23 protein-coding genes and 1 tRNA gene are annotated in these 25,137 nt (G+C 63.6%); 4 read left to right on the top strand and 20 right to left on the bottom strand.

Annotated features, from left to right (window positions below; all coding sequences use genetic code 11):
- Positions 1–78: 78 nt before the first annotated feature.
- The 9 genes from addA to rpmI form a co-directional block, all read right to left on the bottom strand.
- A complete protein-coding gene (gene addA, locus JWR51_RS09160) occupies positions 79–3,513 on the bottom strand; it encodes a double-strand break repair helicase AddA (protein WP_299746538.1) in 3,435 nt (1,144 codons plus the stop codon).
- Positions 3,510–6,509 (bottom strand): double-strand break repair protein AddB, encoded by a 3,000-nt coding sequence (gene addB / locus JWR51_RS09155; RefSeq protein ID WP_299746535.1) that lies wholly within the window; start codon positions 6,507–6,509, stop codon positions 3,510–3,512. The genes addA and addB overlap by 4 nt, the downstream gene beginning before the upstream one ends.
- Positions 6,506–7,201 carry a nucleotidyltransferase family protein gene (locus JWR51_RS09150; RefSeq protein ID WP_299746532.1) on the bottom strand — a complete coding sequence of 232 codons (696 nt, stop codon included), beginning with the start codon at positions 7,199–7,201 and terminating at the stop codon, positions 6,506–6,508. Before JWR51_RS09150 ends, addB begins: the two co-directional genes overlap by 4 nt.
- A gap of 186 nt (positions 7,202–7,387) precedes the next feature.
- The gene (gene pheT / locus JWR51_RS09145) at positions 7,388–9,814 is read right to left on the bottom strand and encodes a phenylalanine--tRNA ligase subunit beta (RefSeq protein WP_299746531.1); all 2,427 of its coding nucleotides are present in this window, start codon (positions 9,812–9,814) and stop codon (positions 7,388–7,390) included.
- Complete coding sequence (locus tag JWR51_RS09140; protein WP_299746529.1) at positions 9,811–10,446, bottom strand: 3'-5' exoribonuclease; 636 nt, start codon at positions 10,444–10,446, stop codon at positions 9,811–9,813. The genes pheT and JWR51_RS09140 overlap by 4 nt, the downstream gene beginning before the upstream one ends.
- The gene (locus JWR51_RS09135) at positions 10,443–10,706 is read right to left on the bottom strand and encodes a hypothetical protein (protein ID WP_299746526.1); all 264 of its coding nucleotides are present in this window, start codon (positions 10,704–10,706) and stop codon (positions 10,443–10,445) included. The genes JWR51_RS09140 and JWR51_RS09135 overlap by 4 nt, the downstream gene beginning before the upstream one ends.
- 1 nt (position 10,707) lies before the next feature.
- Positions 10,708–11,838: a phenylalanine--tRNA ligase subunit alpha gene (gene pheS, locus JWR51_RS09130; RefSeq protein ID WP_299746524.1), complete on the bottom strand. Its 1,131-nt coding sequence runs from the start codon at positions 11,836–11,838 to the stop codon at positions 10,708–10,710.
- Positions 11,839–11,948: 110 nt separating this feature from the next.
- Complete coding sequence (rplT, locus tag JWR51_RS09125; protein ID WP_299728771.1) at positions 11,949–12,353, bottom strand: 50S ribosomal protein L20; 405 nt, start codon at positions 12,351–12,353, stop codon at positions 11,949–11,951.
- A 23-nt stretch (positions 12,354–12,376) separates the two neighbouring features.
- Entirely contained in the window at positions 12,377–12,577 is a 201-nt protein-coding gene (gene rpmI, locus JWR51_RS09120) for a 50S ribosomal protein L35 (RefSeq protein WP_299728768.1), read from the bottom strand.
- A 294-nt stretch (positions 12,578–12,871) separates the two neighbouring features.
- On the opposite strand from rpmI, the gene JWR51_RS09115 reads away from it, so the two are divergent.
- Both JWR51_RS09115 and JWR51_RS09110 read left to right on the top strand, forming a co-directional pair.
- Complete coding sequence (locus tag JWR51_RS09115; RefSeq protein WP_299746521.1) at positions 12,872–13,186, top strand: hypothetical protein; 315 nt, start codon at positions 12,872–12,874, stop codon at positions 13,184–13,186.
- 422 nt (positions 13,187–13,608) lie between these two features.
- Positions 13,609–13,923: a hypothetical protein gene (locus tag JWR51_RS09110; protein ID WP_299746518.1), complete on the top strand. Its 315-nt coding sequence runs from the start codon at positions 13,609–13,611 to the stop codon at positions 13,921–13,923.
- 33 nt (positions 13,924–13,956) lie between these two features.
- Here JWR51_RS09110 and JWR51_RS09105 read toward each other — a convergent pair whose 3' ends face one another.
- The 4 genes from JWR51_RS09105 to trxA are packed head-to-tail and all read right to left on the bottom strand — an operon-like array spanning position 13,957 to position 16,699.
- Complete coding sequence (locus JWR51_RS09105; RefSeq protein ID WP_299746516.1) at positions 13,957–14,820, bottom strand: glycosyltransferase family A protein; 864 nt, start codon at positions 14,818–14,820, stop codon at positions 13,957–13,959.
- Positions 14,821–14,844: 24 nt separating this feature from the next.
- Entirely contained in the window at positions 14,845–15,072 is a 228-nt protein-coding gene (locus JWR51_RS09100; protein ID WP_299746514.1) for a Trm112 family protein, read from the bottom strand.
- Complete coding sequence (locus JWR51_RS09095) at positions 15,072–15,740, bottom strand: LON peptidase substrate-binding domain-containing protein (RefSeq protein WP_299746512.1); 669 nt, start codon at positions 15,738–15,740, stop codon at positions 15,072–15,074. The genes JWR51_RS09100 and JWR51_RS09095 overlap by 1 nt, the downstream gene beginning before the upstream one ends.
- Positions 15,741–15,748: 8 nt before the next feature.
- A complete protein-coding gene (gene trxA / locus JWR51_RS09090; RefSeq protein WP_299746509.1) occupies positions 15,749–16,699 on the bottom strand; it encodes a thioredoxin in 951 nt (316 codons plus the stop codon).
- 185 nt (positions 16,700–16,884) lie between these two features.
- Between trxA and JWR51_RS09085 the strand changes: the two genes are divergently transcribed.
- A tRNA-Gly gene (locus JWR51_RS09085) sits at positions 16,885–16,959 on the top strand.
- Positions 16,960–17,133: 174 nt separating this feature from the next.
- On the top strand, positions 17,134–17,319 hold the full coding sequence (locus tag JWR51_RS09080; protein WP_299746506.1) for a hypothetical protein: 186 nt from the start codon (positions 17,134–17,136) through the stop codon (positions 17,317–17,319).
- Positions 17,320–17,331: 12 nt separating this feature from the next.
- On the opposite strand, the gene JWR51_RS09075 is transcribed toward JWR51_RS09080, so the two are convergent.
- The 7 genes from JWR51_RS09075 to JWR51_RS09045 form a co-directional block, all read right to left on the bottom strand.
- Positions 17,332–18,555, bottom strand: coding sequence for an OpgC domain-containing protein (locus JWR51_RS09075; protein WP_299746504.1), 1,224 nt, complete (start codon positions 18,553–18,555; stop codon positions 17,332–17,334).
- Entirely contained in the window at positions 18,548–20,314 is a 1,767-nt protein-coding gene (mdoH, locus tag JWR51_RS09070; RefSeq protein ID WP_299746501.1) for a glucans biosynthesis glucosyltransferase MdoH, read from the bottom strand. Before mdoH ends, JWR51_RS09075 begins: the two co-directional genes overlap by 8 nt.
- 40 nt (positions 20,315–20,354) lie before the next feature.
- Positions 20,355–20,492: a hypothetical protein gene (locus JWR51_RS09065; RefSeq protein ID WP_299728740.1), complete on the bottom strand. Its 138-nt coding sequence runs from the start codon at positions 20,490–20,492 to the stop codon at positions 20,355–20,357.
- Entirely contained in the window at positions 20,489–22,093 is a 1,605-nt protein-coding gene (locus JWR51_RS09060; protein ID WP_299746500.1) for a glucan biosynthesis protein G, read from the bottom strand. The genes JWR51_RS09065 and JWR51_RS09060 overlap by 4 nt, the downstream gene beginning before the upstream one ends.
- Positions 22,094–22,596: 503 nt before the next feature.
- Positions 22,597–23,676 carry a sn-glycerol-3-phosphate ABC transporter ATP-binding protein UgpC gene (ugpC, locus tag JWR51_RS09055; RefSeq protein WP_299746598.1) on the bottom strand — a complete coding sequence of 360 codons (1,080 nt, stop codon included), beginning with the start codon at positions 23,674–23,676 and terminating at the stop codon, positions 22,597–22,599.
- A 137-nt stretch (positions 23,677–23,813) separates the two neighbouring features.
- Positions 23,814–24,644 (bottom strand): carbohydrate ABC transporter permease, encoded by an 831-nt coding sequence (locus tag JWR51_RS09050; RefSeq protein WP_111450004.1) that lies wholly within the window; start codon positions 24,642–24,644, stop codon positions 23,814–23,816.
- Between the two features lie 10 nt (positions 24,645–24,654).
- Positions 24,655–25,137, bottom strand: a 483-nt coding sequence (locus JWR51_RS09045) for a sugar ABC transporter permease (RefSeq protein ID WP_299746493.1), incomplete at its 5' end; no start/stop codon positions are given.

The raw sequence follows: 25,137 nt of genomic DNA, 5'->3' as shown, positions 1-25,137 counted from the left end.
GGGTTTGCCTTTGGGGTTGAAAGCGACGGTCTGTGTGATCCAAAAGCTGGTGCGAGTCCAGCCTGTCTTCAAGTTGTGTCACCGAAGGGTGAAGCCCGCGGCAGCCTCCGCCAGCAACGCCGGCGGCAATTCCATCAACGATTCCAATGCAGTCCACAGGATGGCCGCCCGCACCGTACGGCCGGGGAACAGCTGACCTGCAACCAGCGCATAAAGTCCCAACTGGGTTTGATAATTCTGTGGCACCTGTTCGGGTTCCGCGGGAGCGGCCGCGTCCGATTTGTAGTCCACCACCAATACACTAGAGTCGTCAACGATTAGCCTGTCGATGCGGCCCGCGAGTTGCACCGGCGCTCCGCCGCGCAGCACATCAAGGGCGAAGGCCACCTCGGCGCGGCTGCTCGTGCCAAAGACATGGGCCAGCTCGGGGCGCGCCAAAATAGCGATGGCCTTGTCGCCCACGGCCTGGTGTTGCCCGGGCAGGGCCGGCAGCAGCACCGGCATGGCCTTGGGCACCACCACCGGCCACAAGGCCGGATCGAGCTTGGGCAAATGCTGCAGCAGGGCATGCAGCGCAATGCCGCTCTTGCGCGAGGTATCGGCATCGGCCACCCGCTCGGCTGCGCTATCGAACACGGTCATCCCGGCACTCACGTGCACCGATGACGGGCTGATGACGACTGGCGCCGCATAAGCCGGGAGGGGCTGCAGAGCGGTGGCGATATCGATTGGCGGCGCAGGATGCACCGCCGCTTCCACCGGCTTCGGTGCGGGCCGCACCAGCGGATAGATCAGCGCCGTCTCCTTGCCCTCGGCATCGACAACGCTCTGCGCCAGCGGCCGCAAGGCGCCCTCGATGGCCTCATACCAGGTGCCCTTGAGCTGTCCCCCTGCATCACGCCCGGCTGTCAGCGCGCCGGTGACGTACAGCTCATCCTCGGCCCGCGTCATGCCGACATAGAGCTTGCGCCAGTATTCCTGCTCCTGCTTAGCCTTGAAGATATCGCGCTGCGCCAGCGTCTGCGGCACATGGTTCTTTTCGCCCGAGGCATGGATCAGCAACGGCCCCGGGCTTTCGGCGAGCACATAGAGCGGCTTGCTAACCTGCCGGCCGGCCGGCTTGCTGGCCGCATCCGCCAGGATCACGATCGGCGCTTCCAGCCCCTTGGCGCCATGCACGGTCATCACCCGCACGCCCGAACCGGCCTCGGCCAGCTCGCGCTTGATCGACACATCGCGCGCGCGCATTTCGGCCACAAAGCCTTGCAGGCTGGGCTGCTCGGTCTGCTCGTGGCCCAGCGCCAATTCCAGCAGCTCGGCGAATACTTCATCCACCTCGGTGCCAAGCCGAGCATGAAACCGCTTGAGCCCACCCTCGGCATAGAGCACCGCCGCGAGGAATTCGAACGGCCGCTCGAAATCGAGCTGCCTACGCCAGCGCGATAGTTTTTCGAATGCCACTATACATTCCGGCAGCACGCACGTGTGCAGCGCCTGCCACAGCGTTTCATTCTTGGCACGCGGCTGGGCCAGCGCGAACAGCTCATCCTCCGAAATATCGAACAGCGGCGAGCGCAGCAGCGCCGCCAGTTGCAGGTCATCGGCCGGATTGAGCAGCACATCGCACAGGGCCAGCAGGTCTAGCACCGCGATATGGCCGGTCACCTTGAGCCGGTCGGCTCCGGGCGTCGGAATATTCCGCCGCCGCAGCGCGCGGATGATTTCCTGAAACAGCGCGTTGCGCGACTGCACCAGAATCAGCACATCATCGGCCGTGACGGCCTTGCCCCGATTGGCCAATGGCCGGCCCGTGGCGATCCAGTCGGCAATTTCACCTGCGATGCGCTCGGCCACCTGACGCGGCGCGGTGCGTTCGGCGTCGACCGGCTCGGTGGGCCATTCGCCGGGCTGGATGATGCTGGCCAATTGCTGCAGCGGCGGCCACAGCGTCACCATGCCGCCGGGCTCGGAGCGGGCCGTATCGTGATGCACTTTCTCGGTCGAGAGCAACGCCTGCTGGATATCCTCGCGGTCGGACACTTTGTCGACCGCCTCCAGAATGCCGCGCAAAGTCCGGAAACTGGTATGCAGCGGCAGCCAGGCAAAATCGCGCTTGGCGTCGGCTGCCAGGTCCTTGAACAACTGCCCGGTTTCCCCGAACAAAGCCGGCTCGGCCCCCTGGAACGAATAGATCGACTGCTTCTGGTCACCCACCGCGAACAGCGAGCGCGGCCGTTGCACCGCGCTGGCGCCACGGAAGAATTCGTCGGCAATCGCCCGCACCACGCGCCATTGCTCGGGATTGGTGTCCTGGCTCTCGTCCACGAGGATATGGTCTATCCCCGCGTCGAGCTTGTATTGCACCCACGGCCCCAGCTCGGAATTCTCGAACAGGTCGCCGAGCTTTTGCACCAGGTCGTCAAAATCCAGCAGTGCCCGGGCCCGCTTGCGCGCTTCGTAATTGTCCGAAATTGCCCCCACCACGTCGAGCACGGCCTCGCTGCGCTCGATCAGCAGCGCATGGCGTCGCAGCGCCGCCAGGTGCGCCAGCCGCTCCGCCTCCGCCAGCAGCAGTTCCGCCAAGGCCGGATCGGTCAGGCTCACCGCCTTGACGGGGAAGCGCGACGGCACGGTGCCGTCATCCTTGAGAAAGGCCCCCATCCAGTGCGCCGCCGTCGGCAGGCGGACATTGAGTCGAGCCAGCCGATCCTCAAAACGGTTGCCACCAACCTTGGGCGTCGTGATCACCAGCAGCCGCGCCACTTCGGCTTGCCCCACCAGTCGCTCGCCCACGATCATCTCGGCAATCCGCGCACTGCTGGGGCCATTGTCGAATCCGGTCAGCGCCCGCAGCCGCGCCTTCGCCCCAGCTCGGTCGGCCAGCACGGCCTTGAGCTTGCGCCCATCGGCCAGGGCCGCATCGATGGCTTCGGCTATGGAAAAGTCGCTCAGCAGGCCGAACAGTGTCTCGACTGCCTCGGCATGCGCTCCCCCCTTGAGCCCGCTGGCCAGCACCATTTCGCGCGCCGCCAGCACCATGCCGGCCCGCTCTTCCTCCTCGATCACGCTGAAATCGAACGGCACCGCCGCTTCCAGCGGAAACCGGTGCAGCACCGATTCGCAAAAAGCGTGGATGGTGACGATCTTGAGCCCGCCCGGCGTCTCCAGCGCCTTGGCAAAGAGCGTGCGGGCCAGCGCGCGCAAATCGTCATCAATGGCGCCGGGAACCACCTTGCGCAGTTCGAGTTCCAACTCCGCCGGCGGCATTATCGCCCAGCTCGCCAGGAGCCCGGACACCCGGCGACGCATCTCGGCCGCGGCCGCCTTGGTGTAGGTGAGGCATAGGATCGATTGCGGCGCCACATCGGCCAGCAACAGGCGCAGCACGCGCTGGGTCAGCACATGGGTCTTGCCCGAGCCCGCATTGGCTTCCACCCAGATCGACCAGGCCGGATCGGCCGCCTTGGCCTGGTTGGCGAGCGTTTCCGCCGGAATATCGAGCTTGCCCCTCACAGCTCGTCCTCCTCGCCATCGATCGCGGTCCATTCCGCCATGCGCGCCAGATGCTCATAGGCGCCGGCAAAGCGCTGGTTCGGCAGTGGCAGAATGCGCGCGAGCATCGGCGTGTCGTGGAACAGGAACACCTCGACATGGCGCTGCATGCGCCGGCTGGCTTCGTCGGCTGCGTCCATCAGCCCGAATTCATCGGCCAGCGTAAAATCCTTGGGCACGAAGGCCTCGGGGCCTAGCCCAACCTTCACATAGGTCAGCGCACTGGTGTCCGCGGGGGCAATAGCCTGCATCGCGCCCGCCGCGCCCATCGCTGCCTCCAGCAGCAATTGGGGCGCCTCGAAGGCCTTCATTACCCCCGGCGTCGGCGGCGATCCGGTCTTGAAATCGATGATTTCCAGCGTGCCATCGGCCATTTCGTCGACCCGGTCGGCGCGCCCGGTCAGCGTGAAGCCAGAGGGCAGCTTCCAGATCCCGTCGATCTCGGCATGGCGCAGTTTCACGCACTCGTTGCGCTCACGCTCGAATTCCAGAAAGAACCTTGCGGCCGTATCGAAGCGACGCAGCCAGATATCGCGGCGCTCTCCAATGGCGTCGAGCCCGGCAAAGCCCTCGACCGCCATGGCATTGAGCCTGTCGAGCGCATCGGGCGCCATGACGTCCCGGCCCTCGATGACGAAGCGGGCAAAGATGTCGTGGATGATATTGCCGCGCTCGCGCGCATCGGGATTTTCGCCCAGTCTGTCCATCGGCCGCAGCCCGAGCACATGCTTGGCATAGACATCGTAGGGCGAGCGCATCAGCGTCTCGATCTCCGTCACCGAGAGCTTTTTGGGCCGCAGGTCGGCGCTCGGATTTGGGGCCGGGGGAGCGGCCTGGCGAACCTCCGCCACCGCATCCAACTGCCGCGCCGCCTCCAGCCAGCGCTGACCCTTGGCACGCATGGTCTTTGCGGCCTTGTCGCCCGCAAAGGCCTCCAGCCGCTGCACCAGTCGCGAGGCAATCGCCGGGCTGGTGCCCAGCCGTTCGGAATAGGCCACGATCACCGCGCCATTGCCCATGGCCTGCGCGAAGTCATGCGCGGCGAGACCCGATTGCCGCTCGGGCGGCTCCAGCCCTGCGGCCAGCCGCATGCCGCGGCTGAGCCACGGCCCCGGATCGGCCGGTTCGGGCCATTTGTCTTCGTTGAGCGCAGCCAGAATCAGCAGGTCCGGATTTTGCAGCCGTGCTTCGAGCTGCCCCCAGATGAAAATATCCTGCCTGCGGATTTCGACAGTGCGCACCTGAAACCCCAGCATCAGGGCGGCAAGTACATTGTCCAGCCCGCGCGGCAGGAATTTCAGCCCCTCGCCCTTCTGGTTCTTGAGCTCGATGGCCCAGTCATTCAGCTCGCGCCGGCCGGGCAGCTGGGCGCCATCCGCCACGGCATCGAATGCCGCCATCAGTGCTGCGCCGAAGCGGCCCGAATCGGCTTCGGATTTCTCCAGCAGCACCAGCAGCGGCGACAAAGCCGCCTCGATCCGCCCGAAGAGACCAGTGATCTCTTGCCGGTCCGTCTCGTAGAGACGCCGGGACGGATATTTGGTGGCCCCGGAAATATTGGCGTCGAGCAGCCGGCGCAGCCCATCCAGCCCCGGACTGGCACGTTGCCCGCGCAGCAAGCCCAGCTCGATCTTGTCCGCCAACACGTTAATCTGCTCGCGCTCCATCCCGAACAGCGCCGCACGATTGCGCAGCAGCGCCATCAGGTCGACCGCGCCACAGCCATTGACCGCCAGCGCCAGGACTTGCCGCGCCAACCGTCCCGCTGCCGAATGGAACAGCGGCACGCCGGCCGCGTCATCGACGGTGACGCCGAAACGCCCCAGCTCCGCCGCAATGCGCCGCGCCAGGTTCCGGTCGGGCGTGATGACGCCCACGGTTCGGCTTTGCGCCAGCGCATCACGCGCCGCCAGCGCCACCGCGCGGGCTTCCTCGTCCTCGGTGCGGGCGCTGATCAGACTCATTCCCTCGATGGCGCAGTCCAGTTGCGGCTGCGTCAGTTTCTGTCCGGCCCATAGCGCGGTGTCATCCGTCAACGCCAGCGCGCGTCGGAGCAGCGTGGTGCGCTCGGCCTCGCCCGCGGCCAGTTCGATCACATCGCCAACGCCCGCCCCCAGTGCCCGCAGCAGCTTGGCCATGCCATATTGCGGATGGCCGTGTGGGTTCTTGGCGTTGTTGAGCAGGTCGGCATGGCCTTGCGCGGTCAGGCTGGTATCGAAGCCCGGCAAGACGACCGATCCACGCGGCAGTCCGGCGATGGCCGCCAGCAGCCGCGCTGTCGCCGGAATCGAGCCGGTCGAACCGGCGGCAATCACCGGCCGGTCCCCATAGACCAGAGCCGCGGCGGCCGCCTGTCGGTCGAGCCGCAGGTTCCGCAGATGCGCCGCGTCGGCGGTGTTAGTGGCTTTAAGCCGCTCAGGCCAATAGCCGAGTACGATCTTGAGAAATTCCAGCGTCTGTTGCCAATTCTCCGCCAGATCGTCGGGCACAATGCCGTTAAGCTGGCTGGCGCCGGCATCCTGCGTGGTCAAATCGTCGAGCAACCCGCCCAGCGATTCCGCCATGGCGAGAATTTCGGCCGCATTGGGCGGATTGGCGAATGCCTGCTGCCCCTTGGCGGTCTTGGCCCAGGCCGAGACCAGCCAGCTCAGCACCAGCCGCCGTTCAAGCGTCGAGACCGTCCCCGGCAAGACCGGCAGATCGAATGGCGGCAAGAAGGGTTCTTCATCCTCCACCTGTCCACCAAAGGTGCGAATATCGGGCAGCAGCCCGGTGCCGCGCCGGGCAAAATCCTCCGCCAGCGCCAGCTTGGCGCGCCGCGTCGGCACCACGATGGTGATGTCGCTCAGCCAGAACGGGCCGGTGCGGTCCCAACCATTGAGCAGCGCGCCGTCGAGCACGCGATCGGCCAGCGTCGCGAGGAACTTTGCGTGCGGAGCGATGGAGAATAGCGTCATGCCAACGCGGCCTCGGCATCAGCCAGCCCTTTGGCATCCCCGACATGGTGCCAGGGCGCATTGAGCGCGACGCCGAACAACGTCTCCCGCTCCAGCGCCGCTTCGATGAGCGGATAGAAGGAGAATGCGCCGTCAGGCGTGTCGGCGAACACCGACTTTGCCACCAGCGCCACGCCGCCATAGATCACCGGCGCACCATAGTCGCGCGTCACCCGCCCGAACGGGTCGAGGCAGAAATCGTGGCTGCGGGAAAAGCCGGTGGCCCGGCTCGGATGCACGCAAAGCAGCACGATTTCGGCGTCTTCCTCCGCATCGAACTTGGCAATCATCCGTCCCAGCGGCGCATCGCTGCCGGCAGGCCAGAAGGCATCGGTGTTCATCACGAAGAACGGATCCGCGTGCAGCATGGGCAGCGCGTATTTCACCCCACCGCCGGTGCCGAGCAGCGTTTCTTCTCGGGAAATCTTGAGGCCACCGGCAAAATGCACCAGCAATTGGTCGGGCAAGTAGTGCGCATTGGCGACGAACCGCTTGGCCCCCTCCGCGCGGGCATTGGCCATGACGCGCTCTATCAGCGGAATGCCGCCGACGGGGACGAGGGGTTTGGGCACGGTTTCGGTGAGCGGCCGCAGCCGCGTGCCGAGGCCGGCGGCCAGCAGCATCACGTCAGGGAATCGGGTGGTGGAGTCCATGGGCGGGATATGAGCGGGTGGAGACTGACTTGTCCATCCGCCGGACTGTCCAGTCGACACCCTCCCCCTTGCGGGGAGGGATCAAGGGTGGGGGGGACGTTTGGCCCCGATCCCAACATTGTGGCTCCGAACACCCCCACCCAACCCCCCCCGTCAAGGGGGAGGAGCTGCATCGCGCAAGCGGGACTAAGCCCGCAACACCCCACCCGTGCTCTTCGTTACCGCGCCGACAATCGCCGCGGAAACCTTGTCGATTTCCTCGTCGGTCAGCGTCTTGTCCTTGGGTTGCAGCGTCACCGCGATGGCGACAGATTTCTTGCCCTCGCCGACATGCGCGCCCTCGAACACGTCGAACACATTCACATCGGTGATCAGGCCCTTGTCGGCTCCCCGCGCCGCGCGAAGGATGACGGCAGCCGTCACAGCCTTATCCACCACGAAGGCAAAATCGCGACTCAGCGGCATTTGTGCCGAGAGGTCCAGCGCTGGCTTGGTCTTGGTCGGCTTTTTCTTCGGCTCGGGCAGCGCATCGAGGTCGATCTCGAACGCCGAAATCGGCCCTTCGTGGTCCAGTTCGGAAATCCAGGCCGGATGCAGTTCGCCGAACCAGCCCAGCGTCACCTTCGGCCCGAGCGCAATGCGCCCACCGCGGCCGGGATGGCTCCATGGCGCCGGCTCGGCCAGCAATTGCACTTTTTCGATATCGACGCCCAGCGCGTCGAGCACCGCGGCAAGGTCCGCCTTGGCATCGAACACGCCCACCGGTGTGGCCTTGCCGTCCCAGTGCCGGCCCGAGCCACTCAGCTTGGCCGTGCCGGTACGAATGCCGGTCGCATAGGTATGCTGCCCCTCGGGCGCATCGGACAAGAACACCTGGCCGACTTCGAACAGCGCCAGATCGGCCAGCCCGCGATTGCCGTTGCGCCGCGCAGCAGCCAAAAGCCCCGGCAGCAGCGACGGCCGCATGTCGGTCATGTCGGCGGCGATGGCATTGGCCAGTTGCAGCGTTTCCTGCCCGCCGCCAAACCGTACGGCCTCATCATGCGAAATGAACGACCAGGTCACCGCCTCGTCCAGCCCACGCGATGCCAAGGCCCGGCGGGCGATGCGGCGGCGGTTCTGGATCGTGGTCAGCATGCGCTGCGCCACGTGATTGAGGCGCGGCAGGGGCTCGACGGGGATATTGTCGACGCCCACCATGCGCATGACTTCTTCGGCCAAGTCCGCCTTCTGGGTCACGTCCGGGCGCCAGCTCGGCACCTTGACGGTCACCACCTCGCCGCGACCTTCGATCTCGAAGCCGAGCTTGCTGAGGATCGCCGTCGCGATGAAGGGTTCAACCGTCAGCCCGGTCAGCCGCTTGACCTCGTTGAAGGGGAATTCCACCACCGTATTGGCGAAGACGTCCTCGCCCGACATCGCCGGTTCCATCGGCTCGCCGCCGCACAGTTCCAGGACCAGCCGCGTGGCCAGTTCCAGCCCCGGCTCGGTCAGCGCCGGATCGACACCGCGTTCCAGCCGGTAGCGGGCATCGGAGATGATGCCAGTCTTGCGGCCGGTGCGGGCGATCAATTCGGGGTCCCAGCTGGCGCATTCCATGAACACGTTGACCGTCTCGTCAGTCGTGCCCGAGCGAATGCCGCCCATCACGCCGCCAAGGCAGAGCGCGCCAAGGTCGTCGGCGATGACGGTCATGGTCTCGTCGAGCGCATAAATCTTGTTGTCGAGCGCATCGAACTGTTCGCCCGGCTTGGCGTTGCGCAACGCCGGCGCGCCGACAATCTTGTCAGCGTCATAGGCATGCAGTGGGCGGCCCCAGCCGAGCGAGACCAGGTTGGTGATATCGACGATGGCATTGATGGGCCGCAGCCCCACGGCACGCAGCCGCGCCTGCAGCCAGGCCGGCGAGGGCCCGTTTTTCACATTGCGGATATAGCGACCGCCGAACTTGCGGATCGCCTTGGGCTCGTCGGCATCGAACTGATGCGGCAGCGGCGCGATGGGGCTCGGCCCCTTGGACGGCACCGGCGACATGTCGGTCGTCTTGAGCGTACCGATGCCGAAAGCAGCCAGATCGCGAGCTACGCCATAGACGCCGGTGGCATCGCCGCGATTGGGGGTGATCGAGATATCGAACACCACGCCATTGATGCCGGCATAGTCGACATATTTGGTCCCGATCGGCGCATCGTCCGGCAGGGTGATGATACCGTCATGGTCGTTGCTGAGCTCTAACTCGGCGGCTGAGCACAGCATGCCGTTGGAGGGCGCACCGCGAATGACGACACCGCCCTTGAGCTCGAAATCCTTGCCCGGAATATAGGTGCCGGGGAAGGCGAAGACGCTCTTCATGCCGGTTACGACGTTGGGGGCGCCGCAGACCACGTCGATCAACTCGCCCGTGCCCGCATCCACCTTGCAGATATTGAGGTGGTCGGAATTGGGATGCGGCTCGGCCTTCACCACTTGGGCGATGACGAACTTTTCGAGGCGCTTGCCCTGGTTTTCGACGCCTTCGACTTCGAGGCCGACAGTGGTCAGCGTGGTCGAAATCTCATCGACCGAAGCATCGGTATCGAGATGGTCATTGAGCCAGTCGAGGGTGAATTTCATTGGTACATGCTTTCGGTAGCGTCGATACGCGGCAGTGCCGCAGACAATTCGAACAGTTTGACCAGCACATTGGCGAAGCCGCGGGCATCGTCGATGGCCTTGTGGGAATGCACGATGTGGCCATACCACTCGGCCGGCGCGCGCTGCATGCCCCAGTTCAGGTAGGGCGCGCCGCGCAAAGTCCCGGCCATGGTGTAGAGGCAGACGCCGCCCCCGCGGAAAATCTGTCGCGTCTTGAACGGGCCACCGAGCACGCGGGTGCCGGCGAACAGATCGAGATAATGGTCCATCCATAGGCCATCGAAAATCATCGGCGCGGCGGCGAACACATGCGGGCCCGGCAGGCTATCCACCCAATCGGCAAAGCGCGGCATGACGATCTCGGCGGGCTCGGCCTCATGCGTCGCATGCGCCCAGGCTTCGGGCTGGGTCTGCCACCAGGCCATGGTCGTCTCATCGGGCTTGCGGTCCGCGCGCGGCAACAGGTTCGCCTCGAACTCGCCATAGCGATTGCCCGCCGCATCCACGGCCACCGAGGCAAAGCTCAGCATTGAGGAATGCAGTGGCGTCGGGCCATCGGCCTCGATGTCGGTGACGACGAAGATCGGGTTGGGGACTGGCTCTTCGGTCAATTTGGGTTTCCGAATGGCTGGTAGATCAGCGCGTAAACGCCGTTGGTGATTTCATCGAGGGCAAATTTCCACACCTTGCCGCTGGCCTCGTCAGTCAACAGCTGGATGCGAAAACTCTGCCGCTGGCTTGGATAATGTGGATCGGGCAGCACCACGACTTCATTAGTATAGGTCGCCCGATACCGGGCGGGCGTGAGGCCAAGCTCACGCTCCACCGCCGCCATATCGCCCGTAATCCCCCACAGCTCGGTCCAGCTCATCCTACTGGCTCAGCCCCCCGAACAGCGTCGGCAGGTCGAGTGGGCGGAAGCCGTAGTGATCGAGCCAGCGCTGGTCCGCGTCGAAAAACGCACGAAGGTCCGGCATGCCGTATTTCAGCATGGCGATGCGATCAATGCCCATGCCCCAGGCAAAGCCCTGGTACACGTCCGGATCGAGCCCGGCATTACGGATGACATTGGGATGCACCATGCCGCAGCCGAGGATTTCCAGCCAATCGCTGCCTTCGCCGATTTTGACCTCGCTGCCCGAGCGATCGCATTGCACGTCGACTTCCATCGACGGCTCGGTGAACGGGAAGAAGCTCGGACGGAAGCGCAAGGTGACGTTGGGCACCTCGAAATAGGCCTTGAGGAACTCCTCCAGCACCCAGCGGAGCTGGCCGATATGGCTGGACTTGTCGATGACCAGCCCCTCGACCTGATGGAACATGGGGGTATGGGTCTGGTCGCTGTCATTGCGATAGGTGCGGCCGGGAATGACTACGCGAATGGGTGGGTCCATACGGGGCGTGATATAGCTGGCGGCCGGCTTTTCGTTGCCGAGCTGCATGACGCGCATCTGCACCGGCGACGTGTGAGTGCGCAGCAGTTTCTTCACGCCGTCCGGGCCGGGCTTCATGAAGAAGGTGTCGTGCATTTCCCGCGCCGGATGGCCTTCGGGGAAATTGAGCGCGGTGAAGTTGAAATAGTCGGTCTCGATATCGGGGCCTTCGGCGATCGAAAAGCCCATATCCGAGAAGATGGCGGTGATTTCATCCAGGGTTTGCGAAATCGGGTGGATGCGGCCCTGCGCGGTCGGCGCCGGCTGCAGCGGCAGGGTGATGTCCACTGTCTCCGCCTTGAGGCGGGCCTCGAGCGCCGCGCCCTTGAGCGCGGCATTGGCCGCCTCGATCAGGCCGGCAATCTCGTTCTTGAGCCCGTTGATGGCCGGGCCGGCGCTCTTGCGCTCTTCGGGCGCCATGCTGCCGAGCGAGGCCAGCAGTGCCGAAACGCTGCCCTTCTTGCCCAAAGCGGCGACGCGCACGGCATCGAGGCTGGCATCGTCGGTCGCGGCCGCGATGGCGGCGGCAAGCTCGGTGCGGAGGGCGTCGATCTGACTATCGAGTGACATGGCAAGGTTCCGTAGGAAAGCGCGGGTGTTTAGAGCAAACAAAAACGCCCCGCGCCAGCCCTCAACGGGCGGCGCAAGGCGCAATTTTTGACCTCAGCGAGGGCGGCAGATTAGGCGGCGGTCACGCGGGCATGGGTCACGGCATCAACCGATTCCAGATACGCGAGAGCAGTCTTGGCCTTTTCGACCAGCACGCCGAACGCTGCGGGCTCGGTGATCGCGAGATCGGAGAGCACCTTGCGGTCGACGGCAATCTCAGCCTTGCTGAGGCCGTCGATAAATCGACCATAGGTCAGCCCGTAATCACGCACGGCGGCGTTGATACGTTGGATCCACAGGGCGCGGAAATTGCGCTTCTTGACGCGACGATCGCGATACGCGTACTGGCCGGCCTTTTCGACGGCCTGCTTGGCGATACGGATCGTGGACTTGCGGCGGCCATAATAGCCTTCCGCAGCCTTGAGAACTTTCTTGTGACGGGCGTGATTGGTAACGCCTCTTTTAACGCGTGACATGTGTCAGCTTCCTTTCAGCGTTCTTAGCGATTGTAGGGCATGTACCACTTGACCAGACCTTCATCACCCTTTTGCAGGATCTTGGTCCCGCGATTGGTGCGAATGTACTTGGCCGAATGGTTGATCAAACGGTGGCGCTTGCCGGCCACGCCTGCTTTGACTCTGCCAGTCGCTGTGAAACTGAAACGCTTCTTCGCGCCAGATTTCGTCTTCATCTTGGGCATTTTGCGGGTCCTTGGTGTTCAAAGATAAGCTTGAGGGCCTATCGCTTTCAAAGACCGCCACGGCATGCCTGTTGGCCGGGCGGTCCGGAGAAGTGGCGTCTATAGGGGGAATAGGGGGAGAAGGCAAGAGCCTGTGAAGCGCGCCCAAGCTGGCCGACGCATTAACGTTTAGCAATGAACCGACACAAATGAGTGTTCACTCAAAACGACATAATCAGGAAACCTGTGTCAGGCCTATCGCGTTGTGTCTGCGAGTTCGACAAGAGCCGAGCGATACAAGCTATGGAGACTATCATGAAGACCCTCAAGATCATCGTGCTGACCGCAACGCTGCTGGCCGGCGCTACTGCCGCCTATGCCAGTCCCCACAGTGACCGCGGCGGCATTAATGCCCTCAGCGCCCTGAGCGACGCCCAGTACGCCACCGTTCTCAAGGTCAACCCCGGCGAAGCCCGTTCGCTCAAGATCGATACCGACACGGCGGCGCTGCAGGCCCTGATCAGCCAGAACCACGCAATTTCGGCGACGATCGCGGCCCAGGGCTATGCGCCATCCGATATCATTGGCATCACTGGCACCGGCAGCAACATCACGCTTTACGCGCTCTAGGCGTTTAGCTGTCAGCTCTGACCGTCGGGCGGCTCCACAGGGAGCCGCCTGTTTTTTGCCTTGAGCCTTGGCTTCAGATGAGCCCGGTCTTTCCCTCAGGCCTTCCCCACGCACCGCTGTCCTTCCCGCGGACTTGATCCGCGGGCCCTCTCGACGTTTGTGCCGGGTTGAGAGAGGCCCGCGAATCAAGTCCGCGGGAAGAGCGGTGGGGAGGCTGTACTAGGGCTTGCTCAGACCTGGCTCAGACCTAGTCAACGGCCGCTGCCGGAGCGAGCACCACCACTCCCAATATAGTTCCACTGCGAACCGTCACAAATCAGTGTTCGTCAAAACACCACAATAGCGAAACTTACCGGGAACGGTCGCGTATCTCCTAGCGAGTTCGACAGCAGCCGAGCGTCACCCAACCCAAGGAAACCATTATGAAAACCCTCAAGCTTATCGCCCTGACCGCAACCCTGATGATCGGCGCTTCGGCCGCTTATGCCAATCCGGCCGATGCCATGGGCGGCTTCGATGCGCTCAATACTCTCACCGATGCGAGCTACGCCACCATCGAGACGGTCACCCCGACCGACGCCCAGTTCCTCAAGATCGAGACCGACAATGCGGCACTGCAGAACCGCATCACTGACAACAAGTACATCACCAACTCCCTCGCCGCGCAGGGCTATGCGCCATCCGACGTCGTCGGCATCAGCGGCAACGGTACCAATGTGACCCTCTACGTGCTCTAAATCGCGCCCTGGGTCTGACCATCGGGCGGCTCCTCAGGGGGCCGCCTGTTTTGCTGCCGCCAGCCGCGGCTCCAGATGATCTTCGAACAGTAGGCCGGGCTGGGCTGCAAGCGCCGCCCCGTAGTGCCTTTCGGCCTCCAGCGACACGGTGAGGAAATCCACCATGCCCTCGACCCCGCCGGGCGCTAGCGGGTAATAGCCGCTCCCCAGTCGCTGCAGCAGCGTGGTCTTGCTGGCCACCATGCCCGCCGCGGTCTTTTCGCCATTGCTCATCGATCCGTCGCGCTTGATGTAGTCGTGCAGCGGCGTGCCGAGATGGAACGAGGCCGGCACGGTGCGATACAGTTGCAGCAGCAATTCCAGATCGGTCATGTTGCTCATGGTCAGATCGTAGCGGGCATCGGCCCTGGCGCGATCCCAGACAATCATCGAATCCATCGAGACATTGACCCATTTGTGCGCGCCGGGCGTCATCTCCCCATCGGGTCCGGCCGCCACATCTCGTAAATGGTTGAACTGCTCGTCCATCACGTCGAGCGCCGTGGTGACGATGCCATGATGCTCCAGCGCCGCCACTGCCCGCTCCAGCTTTTGCGGCTTGAGCCGATCGTCGGCATCCAGAATCGCCGCATAAGGCGCGGTGATCGCATCCAGCGCCAAGTTGCGCGCCGCCGATGCCCCGCCCCCGACTTTGCCGCTACTCAACTGGCTGATGCGTTTGTCGGCGATGCCGTGCTCGGCCAGAAACCTGAGATAGTCCACCCCGTCATCGGAAACGATCACCAATTCCCAGTGCGGATAGGTCTGCGCCAATACGCTGCGTACCGTGGTGACGAGCGTGCCCATGGCGGCAAAGGCCGGGGTGATGACGGCGACGGTGGGATTGCTTGCGGCCAAGGCTCAGCTCCGGGTCAGGCAGGCTCAAAGCTGTGGCGCGGTCAGCCGTTTCAGCTCGTCGGGATCGATGCTGCGCGCCTCATCGAGGCTGAGCAGAGGCACGCCGCGGCTGATGGGGAAGGCCAAACGCCCGGCCACCGAAATCAGCTCGGTCTTGTCGCCCGACAGCGTCAGCCGCGTCTTGGTCAGCGGACAGACCAGCATTTCCAGCGTTTTGACATCGAGCGCGTGGCGCGGATCGGGCGGGGCCATCAGTTCAGCGTATTGGGCTTGTCGCTGCCACCGCGCGCCATTTCGTATTCGGTCATGGCGATCAGGGTTTCGGCGCGCTGTTCAAGGGTCTGGGCTTCCAGCAGCACCTGCTTTTCGGCGGCGCCGTAGGGGGAGACCATGCAGCAGAAATTGACCAGGTCCGCGGTGCCTGTCTGCTCGATCTCTTCCCAGTTGAGATCGATATTGGCGAATTCGGCATAGTCGCGCATCATCTTGACGAAGCGCTCGCGATCGACGGCGTCCTCGCCATATTCGCGCTCGAAATCGGCCGCGAAACCATCGGCCGCGATGACGCATTGCCGGTAGGGCGTCATCACTGTCAGCTCATGCAAAATCTTGAAGCGGGTAATGCCTTCCAGAATGATGAAATAGCGCCCCTCCCCGCTTTCCTCGAAATGCGTCAGCCGGCCCAGGCACCCGATGGACTGCAAGGGCGAGCGGCCCTTGGGGCTTTCCTCGGAGGTGTCCTCGGGCTGGATCAGCCCGATCAAGCGATCGCCGCGCAGGGCCGCGTCCACCATATCGATATAGCGCGGCTCGAAAATGTTGAGCGGGCGATGCGAGAATGGCAGTAGCAGCGCCCCGGTCAATGGAAAGACCGGAACGCTCTTGGGCAGGTCGGCTGGCGAAGCAGGGCGCTTGAGCATGACACTCCTTACGAGAACAATGCCGCCGACAGCAGGCGACGGCCCTTGAGCGTGGCCGGGTCCTTGGGGCCCCAGGCCTCGAACAGTTCGAGCAGCTTCTTGCGGGCGGCGTCTTCGTTCCAGGTGCGGTCCTTGCGGAACAGCGTCACCAGCGCCTCGGCGGCCTCGACCTGCTTGCCTTCGGCATTGAGCACCACCGCCAGGTCGAAGCGGGCCTGATGATCGTCCGGATTGGCGGCCAAGGCAGCTTCCAGCGTCGCGGCCTCCGACAGGCCGGCGGCCTCAGCCAGCAGGCGCAGCGAATTGACCAAAGCGGTGTAATCGGCGCCGGTGCGTGCTTCGAGCGACAGCAGGTCCAGCGTGGTCTGGGCCTGGTCGGGCTCGCCGGCAGCGAAGTAGACCTTGGCGAGGCCCAAGAGGGCCGCCGCATGATCGGGCACGTGTTGCACCACCATGCCGTAGATCTGCGCGGCGCGGCCAAGATCGCCGGTGGCCAGCGCCTCGTCAGCGGCGGTCACCGCGGCCTTGATCTGGTCTTCCATCGAGTCTTCGGCGGGGGCCGGCACGGGCGCGCCGGCGATCACCTTTTCGGCAAACCTGCGCACTTCGGTCTCGGGCATGGCGCCCATGAAGCCATCGACTGGACGGCCGCCCGAGAAGGCGAACACGGCTGGAATCGACTGGATGCCGAGCTGGCCGGCGATCTGAGGGTTCTCGTCAATATTGATCTTGATCAGCCGGATGGCGCCGGCCTTCTCGTTGACGACCTTTTCCAGCGCCGGGGTCAGGGCGCGGCAGGGGCCACACCAGGGCGCCCAGAAATCCACCAGCACGGGGGTATCGAGCGACGCATCGATGACGTCGGCCTTAAAGGCCGCGTCGGTCGAATTCTTGATCAGCGCCCCGGCGGGCACGGCATTGGCGGCCGGAGCGGCTGCACCATTGAAAGGAGTGGACATGCAAAGGGCCTTCTGCGGCTGTGCGGTACTGTCGGAAGCGATCTTTTGCGCCCCAAAACCCCAGGCTGACAAGTCCCTGTGGAGACAAGATGTCGGCAGGTGAGATTATGGGTTGCAATCGAATGTTCGATTGGGCATATAGGCGCGCATCGCGGCAGTGCCAAGGCAGTGTCGATGAATGGAGTGCGGGTGTAGCTCAGGGGTAGAGCATAACCTTGCCAAGGTTAGGGTCGTGGGTTCGAATCCCATCGCCCGCTCCAACTACCAAGTCCTGGCAAAGGCTTGGTGACAAAGGGTCCTTCGGGACCCTTTTTGTTTTTCCGGGCGCGGAAGACGGAAGCGCTCGCCCTCCCGCGATAACCATAAAATCAAGTTCCCCACACACTCCGCTCCACCCGCGTTAAGGTTTCATAAACCATGCGCAGGAGGTTGGCGTGAGAGTTCCATCCATCGGCTTGCCGCTCGACGAGCGTCTGATCATTCGGGAAGGTTATCGCTGGGCGGAGCGGATGCTGCGCGATTATCAGGATCCGCCGACCTTCGCCGAAAATGTCGCCGCCGCATTGGCGCGCATTCGCCAGGCGATCCGCGACCTCGGTCGGACTCTTATGCGCGGGTGACGCAGATGCCCGTCAGGCGATAGCCGCGGCGGCGCGGGCGCGGGTCATTTCGGCGGTACGGGTTAGGACCCAGGCCAGCGCCAGTTGCAGCCCCAGCCCCGCGGCCAGCAGCAAGCCATCCACCAGCGGATCGTTTTCCAACGGCGCCTTGATGGCCTGCAGCACCATGGACAGCACGGTGCCGAAGGCGAAGACCGGTAGGCCCTGGCGGCCGAGCAAGCGGAACGGCGCGGTCCAGTTGGCGCTGGCGAACTGGCGGATCGCGGTGATCGAGGCCACCACATAGAACAGCGCCAGAGCGTGCGACAGGCGCGGCAGGGCCAGGAAGGTCTTGTCGAACCAGGTGAGATAAAATGGCAGTCCGGCCTTGTTCATGGCGCCGAGCATGGCCATGCCGGCGCTGCCGAACATCGGCAGCTTGACCCAGAGCAGCGCCACCACCACCCAGGCCAGCGTCAGCCCGAACAGCAGCTTGGTGCGGGGGAAGAAGCGCTTGCCCTGCTTCATCGCGGCGCCACAGAGCAGGCCGGTGACGAACAGCAATTGCCAGGATAGCGGATTGAAGAACCAGCCGCCGGCGGTGGGATAATTGGGCAGGTTGAGGCGGAACTGGCCCGCAATGGCCCATAGCGCCACCGAGGCGCCGAGCAGCAACAGCGGTCGCCGCAGCCCCACCCACAGGAATAGCGGCGTCGCCAGCAGCAGGGTGATGTAGAGCGGCAGGATGTTGAGATAACCCAATTGGTGGGTCAGCAGCGGAATGCCGATAATGGTCGCCAGCGGCTCGCTGAAAAGACGCGGTATATTGTTCTTGGTCAGAACATCATGCTGGCCGAACCACAGGGCGGCGGCGGCGAAGATGGCCAGCGACAACAGCGTGATGGTCAGGTGGATATAATAGAGGTGGCGCGAGCGGGCCCAGACCTTGGCGGTGGCCAGCCAGAACGAGCCGGTGCGAAAGCGCGGCGAATAGGCCAGCCCCGCCGCCAGGCCCGACATGAACACGAAGGCTTCGGCCGCATCGGAAAAGCCGAAATTGCGGCTGGTGAAATTTTCATACACCGTGCCGGGAACGTGATTGATGAAGATCATCACCAGCGCCAGGCCGCGGAACATGTCGAGCCGCGCATCGCGCTTGGCCGGAATGCCGTCGATATCGATGCTGGGCGTATCGGTGACCAGGTTGGTCCAGCCGGCACCCATGCGCTCCCAGGTGCGCGGGATGGCGTCAAGCATTGACTTGCTCGGCTATTCGCCGCGCCTCGACCATAATGATCGGCTCCAGCGGACCCTGGGTGCTCCAGGCCGCCATGATATTGTGATGCTCGGTGATAACGGCTGACGGCGTCTGCTCGGACGCAGTCAGGAAGAACCACGGCGCCCGCTTGCCGGTCGCCACGCGCGAGCTGACCGAGATCAGCACCGGCGCGAACACCGCCGGCAGCATGGCGGGCGCGACCCAGAGCGCGATCTTGGGCGCAAACACCAGCGTCGCCAGCATGGTGACGGCGCCGATCAGCATGATCCACCAGCTATTGGCAAAAGAATCGCGCAGATCGAGGTGATTTTCCGAGCGTTGCGTAGCGGGCCATCCGCCATCGAGGCCGAGCAGCACCTGCATGACGGCGCGGCTCTGCAGCATCAGCAGGATGGGTGCCAGAAGCGTGGAAAAGATGATTTCCAGCAGCACCGAGAAGCCGGCCCGCAGCGTGCCGCCGAAGCGGCGATTTTCACGGTCAAAGACGCCGCGGATCAGGATCAGCACCTTGGGCAGCACCAGCAGCAGCGCCACGCCGGCGGCCAGCGACCAGACGCCGTCGATGAACAATTCCGAAGCCGGGCGCGCTGCCGGCTCGGGCATCATGGCGGCGAGGATACTGACACCCATCAGCACCAGCCAGAGCGGGGAGGCCAGATAGGCCATGATGCCCTGCAAGAAGATGAAGCGGCTCCATAGTCGCAGGCCGGGCGCGAACATCAGGCGGCGATGCTGCAAATTGCCCTGGCACCAGCGGCGATCGCGCTTGGCGTATTCGACCAGATTTTCCGGGCCTTCCTCGAACGAGCCGCCGAGGAAGGGATCGAGATGCACCTTCCAGCCGCCGCGCGCCAAAAGCGCCGCCTCGACGTAATCGTGGCTGAGGATATGGCCGCCATAGGGTGGCTTGCCCGAGAGCACCGGCAGGCCGCAATTGGCGGCGAAGGCCGAGACGCGCACGATGGCATTGTGACCCCAATAGGGCCCCTCATTGCCCTGCAACACCGAGGCGCCGCGCGAAAAGGCCGGCGACAGGTAGGCCGAGGAGAACTGCATCGAGCGGCCAAAAAAGGAGCGCGCATTGATGATCCTGGGCAGGGTCTGGAGCAGCCCCAGGTCCGGATCGGCATCCATGCGGCGCGCCATCTCGCCGATAGTGGCGCCTTCCATCAGGCTGTCGGCATCCAGGATCAGCATGTAATCGTAGGCGCCGCCGGAACTCGTGACGAAATCCTCGATATTGCCGGCCTTCTTGCCGATATTCTGCTCGCGGCGGCGGTAGAAAATGCGCCCGGCGCTATCGGGCTCGGCCACCAGTTGCTGAAACCAGACGGCTTCCATGGCCGCCACTTCCAGCGCCGTGGTGTCGCTCAGGATGGCGATGTGAAAGCGATCGTGAATGCCCAGGGTGCGCAGGCTGCGGTTCATCGCCGCGACGCGCGCGAAGGTGACCAGCGGATCCTCGTTATAAATGGGCACCAGAATGGCGGTCAGGCCGCGCGGCGTTTGCTGCGCATCGAAGGATGGCGCGCGATGACGCACGAACAGGCCGATAATGCCGGCAGCGCCGCCCCAGACCAGCCAGAAGCCGGACAGCACGACGAGCGCGGTGCGCAGCACATCGAGCGGCGAAATGCCGCCGGTGCTGGAAAAACCGAGAAACACATAGCCGCCCAGCAAACTGAGCACGGCGGCCGCGCCAAGGGCGCCAGTGCGTGTCAAAGCGGCCCGCATCATGGCGTGCCCCAGGCGTCAGTCATGGCAAAAACAGCGTACGTCACAGCCAGGGCAGTACTGCCAGCATGTTGCGCAGGGTCGCCATCATCGTATGGCGCCGCTCAAGCCGCTGCTTGGGCATGGACATGGGGGCGTTCGGTAGGGCGTTGGCAAAAATCAGGTCCGTGTCGTATTTCATACTTCCGCTCTCCACTGGTAGAGCCAGGTTTCTGTCAATTGCTTGCCGCCCCCGACAAGATAAGCCTTGAGTTCCATGGGCGCCGGTTCGCCGGACGCTTCCACATCGATCACCAGACGCCAGACGCCGTTGGCGGCGATCTTGGATACGGTGGATGTTTTGATGGTGCCACTGGACACGTTTGCGAGAACGTCCGGTGGCGTCTCGGGGTTCCAGCTCTCCAATTCGCCGCCTTTAAAGTCGACCACGAATTTGCGCAAATTGTGGGCATTGGTGACGCCCGAGACGCCACCGGCGCCCGCACGGGTCTCCACCACATAGGCCAGCGCCTTACCATCGGGCACCAGATTGCCCCAGAGCAGCTTGTAGCGGTATTCACGCTCCTGCCCGGCCTTGACCGGATCGGCCGGAACCCAGAAGGCAACGATATTGTCGTCGACCTCGAGTGTGGACGGTACTTCGATCAGCCGGATATTGCCCTGGCCCCAATCGCCGACCGGCTCGACCCGCGCGGATGGGCGCAATTCGTAATGCGCGCCGGCATCCTGATAGGTCTCGAAATCGCGGCCGCGCTGATCGAGCCCGAAGGCGCGCGGATTGTTTTCCCAGAAGTAGGAGTCGCCACGCGCCGCGACATTGTCGAGCGCACGCCACATGGTCTCGCCGGTTTCGCGGGTGATCGACAGGCCGTTGGTGTCGTGCACCTGGGGCCGGTAATCGTCGAAATGGTTGCGGTTGGTTTCGGCATAAAGGAACATCGAGGTCAGCGGGGCGACGCCGAGCTGTTCCACGTCGTTGCGGAAGAACAGGCGCGCGGTCACATCCATGATGGTGGCCTGCTGGCCGTCATTGGCGGGGGTGATCTCGAAGCGATAGGCGCCGGTGACGCTCTGGCTGTCGAGCGCCGCATACAGCACCAGGGGCGCGCCGGCGATAGGACGCTCCAGATAGAATTCGGAAAAACGCGGAAATTCCTCGGGGCCTTCGAGCCAGGAATTCAGCAGCAGGCCGCGGGCGCTCTGGCCATAGAGATTGTCGCGGCCCAAAGCGCGGAAATAGCTCGCGCCGAGGAACGAGACCAGCTCGTCGACCTTGTCGGGCGTATTGAGCGGATAGTTGAGGCGGAAGCCGGCGACACCGGGGAAATCCACCTTGGCGGCTTCGGCGCCCAGCGCGGTATCATGATATTCAAAATCGGCCGACGCGAAGCTGAATGGCGTGGCTTTGCCGTCAGCCAGTTCATAAAGCTTGATCGGCTCGGGGAACAGCCAGCCGAGATGGAAGGCCTGCACCTGGAAGCCGGCATTGAGGTCCGCCCATTTGCCGCGACCTGGCCGATACTGGATTTTCCGATAGGCGTCATAGTCCAGCCCGGCGAACAATTCGGGCATCTTGAATGCCGCATGTTCATAGGGCCCGGCGGCCGTGTCGCGCATGCGCGCGCTCAAATCATCGAAGCTGAAAGCAAAGCTTTCTGGCGCCTCGGACTGGGCAAAACCGGGAACGGTCAGCGCCGTAGTCGAGAGCAAGGCGATGCTGGCACCGATGCCTTGCAGGACAAGACGGCGGCTGGGACGTGGAACGGGGACGGGATGGGTCAAACTAATTACTCAAGACCTGACGCGGCTTACCTTTTTCGGCAAAATGGCAACGCGGCAATGGGGTAAAAGTTGTTGCATGGGAGCCATGCAAATTGTGAAGGGCAGCCAATCGCTCCAATTGTCTTGAACCGGGAACGCCCAGCCCTAACAAAATCGATTGCAGACCCTATTCACGGGCCCGTGATTCACCTTTTGGCAACAATATGCGGCGGGAAAACGGCGCCAAGCCGGGTGCGACAAAAGAGCGCCGGCTGGAAGCGGGCGCTTTTTTGAAGGCTCATCGATGCGAAGGCAGGGAGATTAGGCAAGCAGATTGGGAAGGCAGTTAGGCAGGCACCGAGGAAGGCAGGCTAAGTCGTTCAGCCCGGACTTGACCCATCCCCACCCACCGGCCTTCCCGCGGACTTGATCCGCGGGCCTCCATCAGCCTGGCACAAGCGGTCAATGGCCCGCGGGTCAAGCCCGCGGGAAGACCGGTGAGGAGGAGAGCCAGTGCCTCCCGCTTAGATCGCAGTCCCCGCCGCGTTGAACAGATGAATGCGGGCCGGATCGATAAAGGCGGTGACCGAGGAGCCCAGAGCCACCTCGCGCTGGCCTTCGAGCACAATGGTCATGGTCTGCCCATCGGCTGTCGTCGTATAAAGCAGCGTCTGGCCGCCCAGGTTCTCCACTAGGTCGACCTTCACGTCGGCCAGCTTGATGCCCTGGCCCTGGGTGATGGTGATGTGCTCAGGGCGGACGCCGAACGTAACGCCATCGCCAGCAGTCGCTGCCACGGCGCGCGGCAGGGTCAGGTTATCGCCCGCAGTCTTGAGCCGGCTCGACGTGCCGTCGACGCCTTCGATGGTGGCGGTGAGGAAGTTCATCTTGGGCGAGCCGATGAAGCCGGCGACGAACAGGTTCTTGGGATTGTTGTAGAGCTCGAGCGGCGCGCCGGCCTGCTCGATCACCCCTGCCCGCAGCACCACGATCTTGTCGGCCATGGTCATGGCTTCGACCTGGTCGTGGGTCACGTAGATCATCGTGGCTTTGAGTTCTTTGTGCAGGCGCAACAGCTCCAGGCGCATCTGCACCCGCAGGGCGGCGTCGAGGTTGGACAGTGGCTCGTCGAACAGGAAGATCTTCGGATTGCGCACGATGGCCCGGCCGATGGCCACGCGCTGACGCTGACCGCCGGACAACTGTTTCGGTTTACGTTCGAGCATCGGCCCGAGTTCGAGGATGCGCGCCGCTTCGCCGACTTTCTTCTCGACTTCGGCTTTCGGTACGCCAGCCAGATCGAGGGCAAACGACATGTTTTTGCGCACACTCATGTGTGGGTACAGGGCGTAGGTCTGGAACACCATCGCCAGGTCGCGCTTGGCCGGGCTGACTTCGGTGATGTCGCGGCCATCGAGTTCGATGGTGCCGCCGCTGACTTCTTCCAGCCCGGCAATCAGGCGCAGCAACGTGGATTTGCCGCAGCCCGACGGGCCGACGAACACCACGAACTCGCGGTCGTTCACTTCCAGGTCGATGCCTTTGATGATGGAAAAGCCTTCGAAGCCTTTTTGCAGATTCTTGATTTTCAGGTTGGCCATGATGGTGGGCCTCCGTTTGTCGTTATTCAGTTGGGCGCGCCTTTAAGATCAAAAGATCGCAGGCTGCGCCAGCTCCTACAGGGGGATCACATTGGCCAGGCGCTCTTTGTAGGAGCTGCCGAAGGCTGCGATCTTTTGATTCATTTCACGGCGCCGAACGACAGGCCGCGGACCAATTGTTTCTGGCTGATCCAGCCGAAGATCAGGATCGGCGCGCAGGCCAGCGTCGACACCGCCGACAACTTAGCCCAGAACAGACCTTCGGGACTTGAGTAGGAGGCGATCAATGCGGTCAACGGCGCGGCTTTCGACGAAGTCAGGTTCAAGGACCAGAACGCCTCGTTCCAGCACAGGATCAGCGACAACAGCACCGTGGAAGCCAGACCGCCCTTGGCTATCGGCAACAGCACCCGGACCATTTCCTGCCACAGCGTGGCACCGTCGAGGCGCGCGGCTTCGAGGATGTCCTTGGGGATGTCTTTGAAGTAGGTGTAAATCATCCAGACCACGATCGGCAGGTTGATCAGCGTGTAGATCACGATCAGCGCGATACGCGTATCGAGCAGGCCAAAGCTCTTGGCCAGCAGGTAAATCGGCATCAGCACGCCCACCGGCGGCAGCATCTTGGTGGAGAGCATCCACAGCAACGTGCCTTTGGTGCGCTTGGTTTCGTAGAACGCCATCGAGTAGGCCGCCGGCACCGCGATCAGCAGGCACAGCGCTGTAGCGCTGAACGAAATCACCACCGAGTTCCAGGCGAAGCTGAAGTAATCGCTGCGCTCGTTGATGTGCAGGTAGTTCTCCAGCGTGGGCGTGAAGAGGAACTGCGGCGGCGTGGCGAACGCATCGATTTCGGTTTTGAAACTGGTCATCACCATCCAGAAGATCGGGAAGAAGATCAGGATCGCGATGGCCCAGGCCAGGGTGCCGAGCAGCAGGCTTTGCAGACGGCGGGATTGTTGAAGGGTCATGGCGCAGGCCTCAGGCTTTGTCTGTCAGGTTTTTGCCGATCATGCGCACCAGCACGATGGCTGCGATGTTGGCGATCACCACCGCGATCAAGCCACCGGCGGACGCCATGCCGACGTCGAACTGCACCAGCGCCTGGTTGTAGATCAGGTAGGCGAGGTTGGTCGAGGCGTAGCCGGGGCCGCCGTTGGTGGTGGTGAAGATTTCGGCGAACACCGAGAGCAGGAAGATCGTTTCGATCATCACCACCACGGCAATCGGACGTGCCAGGTGCGGCAGGGTCAGGTGCCAGAAGATCGCGATGGCGCCGGCACCGTCGAGGCGGGCGGCTTCCTTCTGTTCCTGGTCGAGGGACTGCATGGCGGTCATCAGCAGCAGGATCGCGAAGGGCAGCCACTGCCAGGACACGATGATAATGATCGACAGCATCGGGAAGTGCGCCAGCCAGTCCACCGGCTGCGCACCGAACAGCCGCCAGAGCGCGGCGAGAATCCC

Source organism: Devosia sp. (assembly GCF_028290625.1).
Taxonomy (GTDB): domain Bacteria; phylum Pseudomonadota; class Alphaproteobacteria; order Rhizobiales; family Devosiaceae; genus Devosia.
The sequence above is the reverse complement of the archived record's forward strand: the minus strand, read 5'-3'. Positions and strand labels throughout refer to the sequence as shown.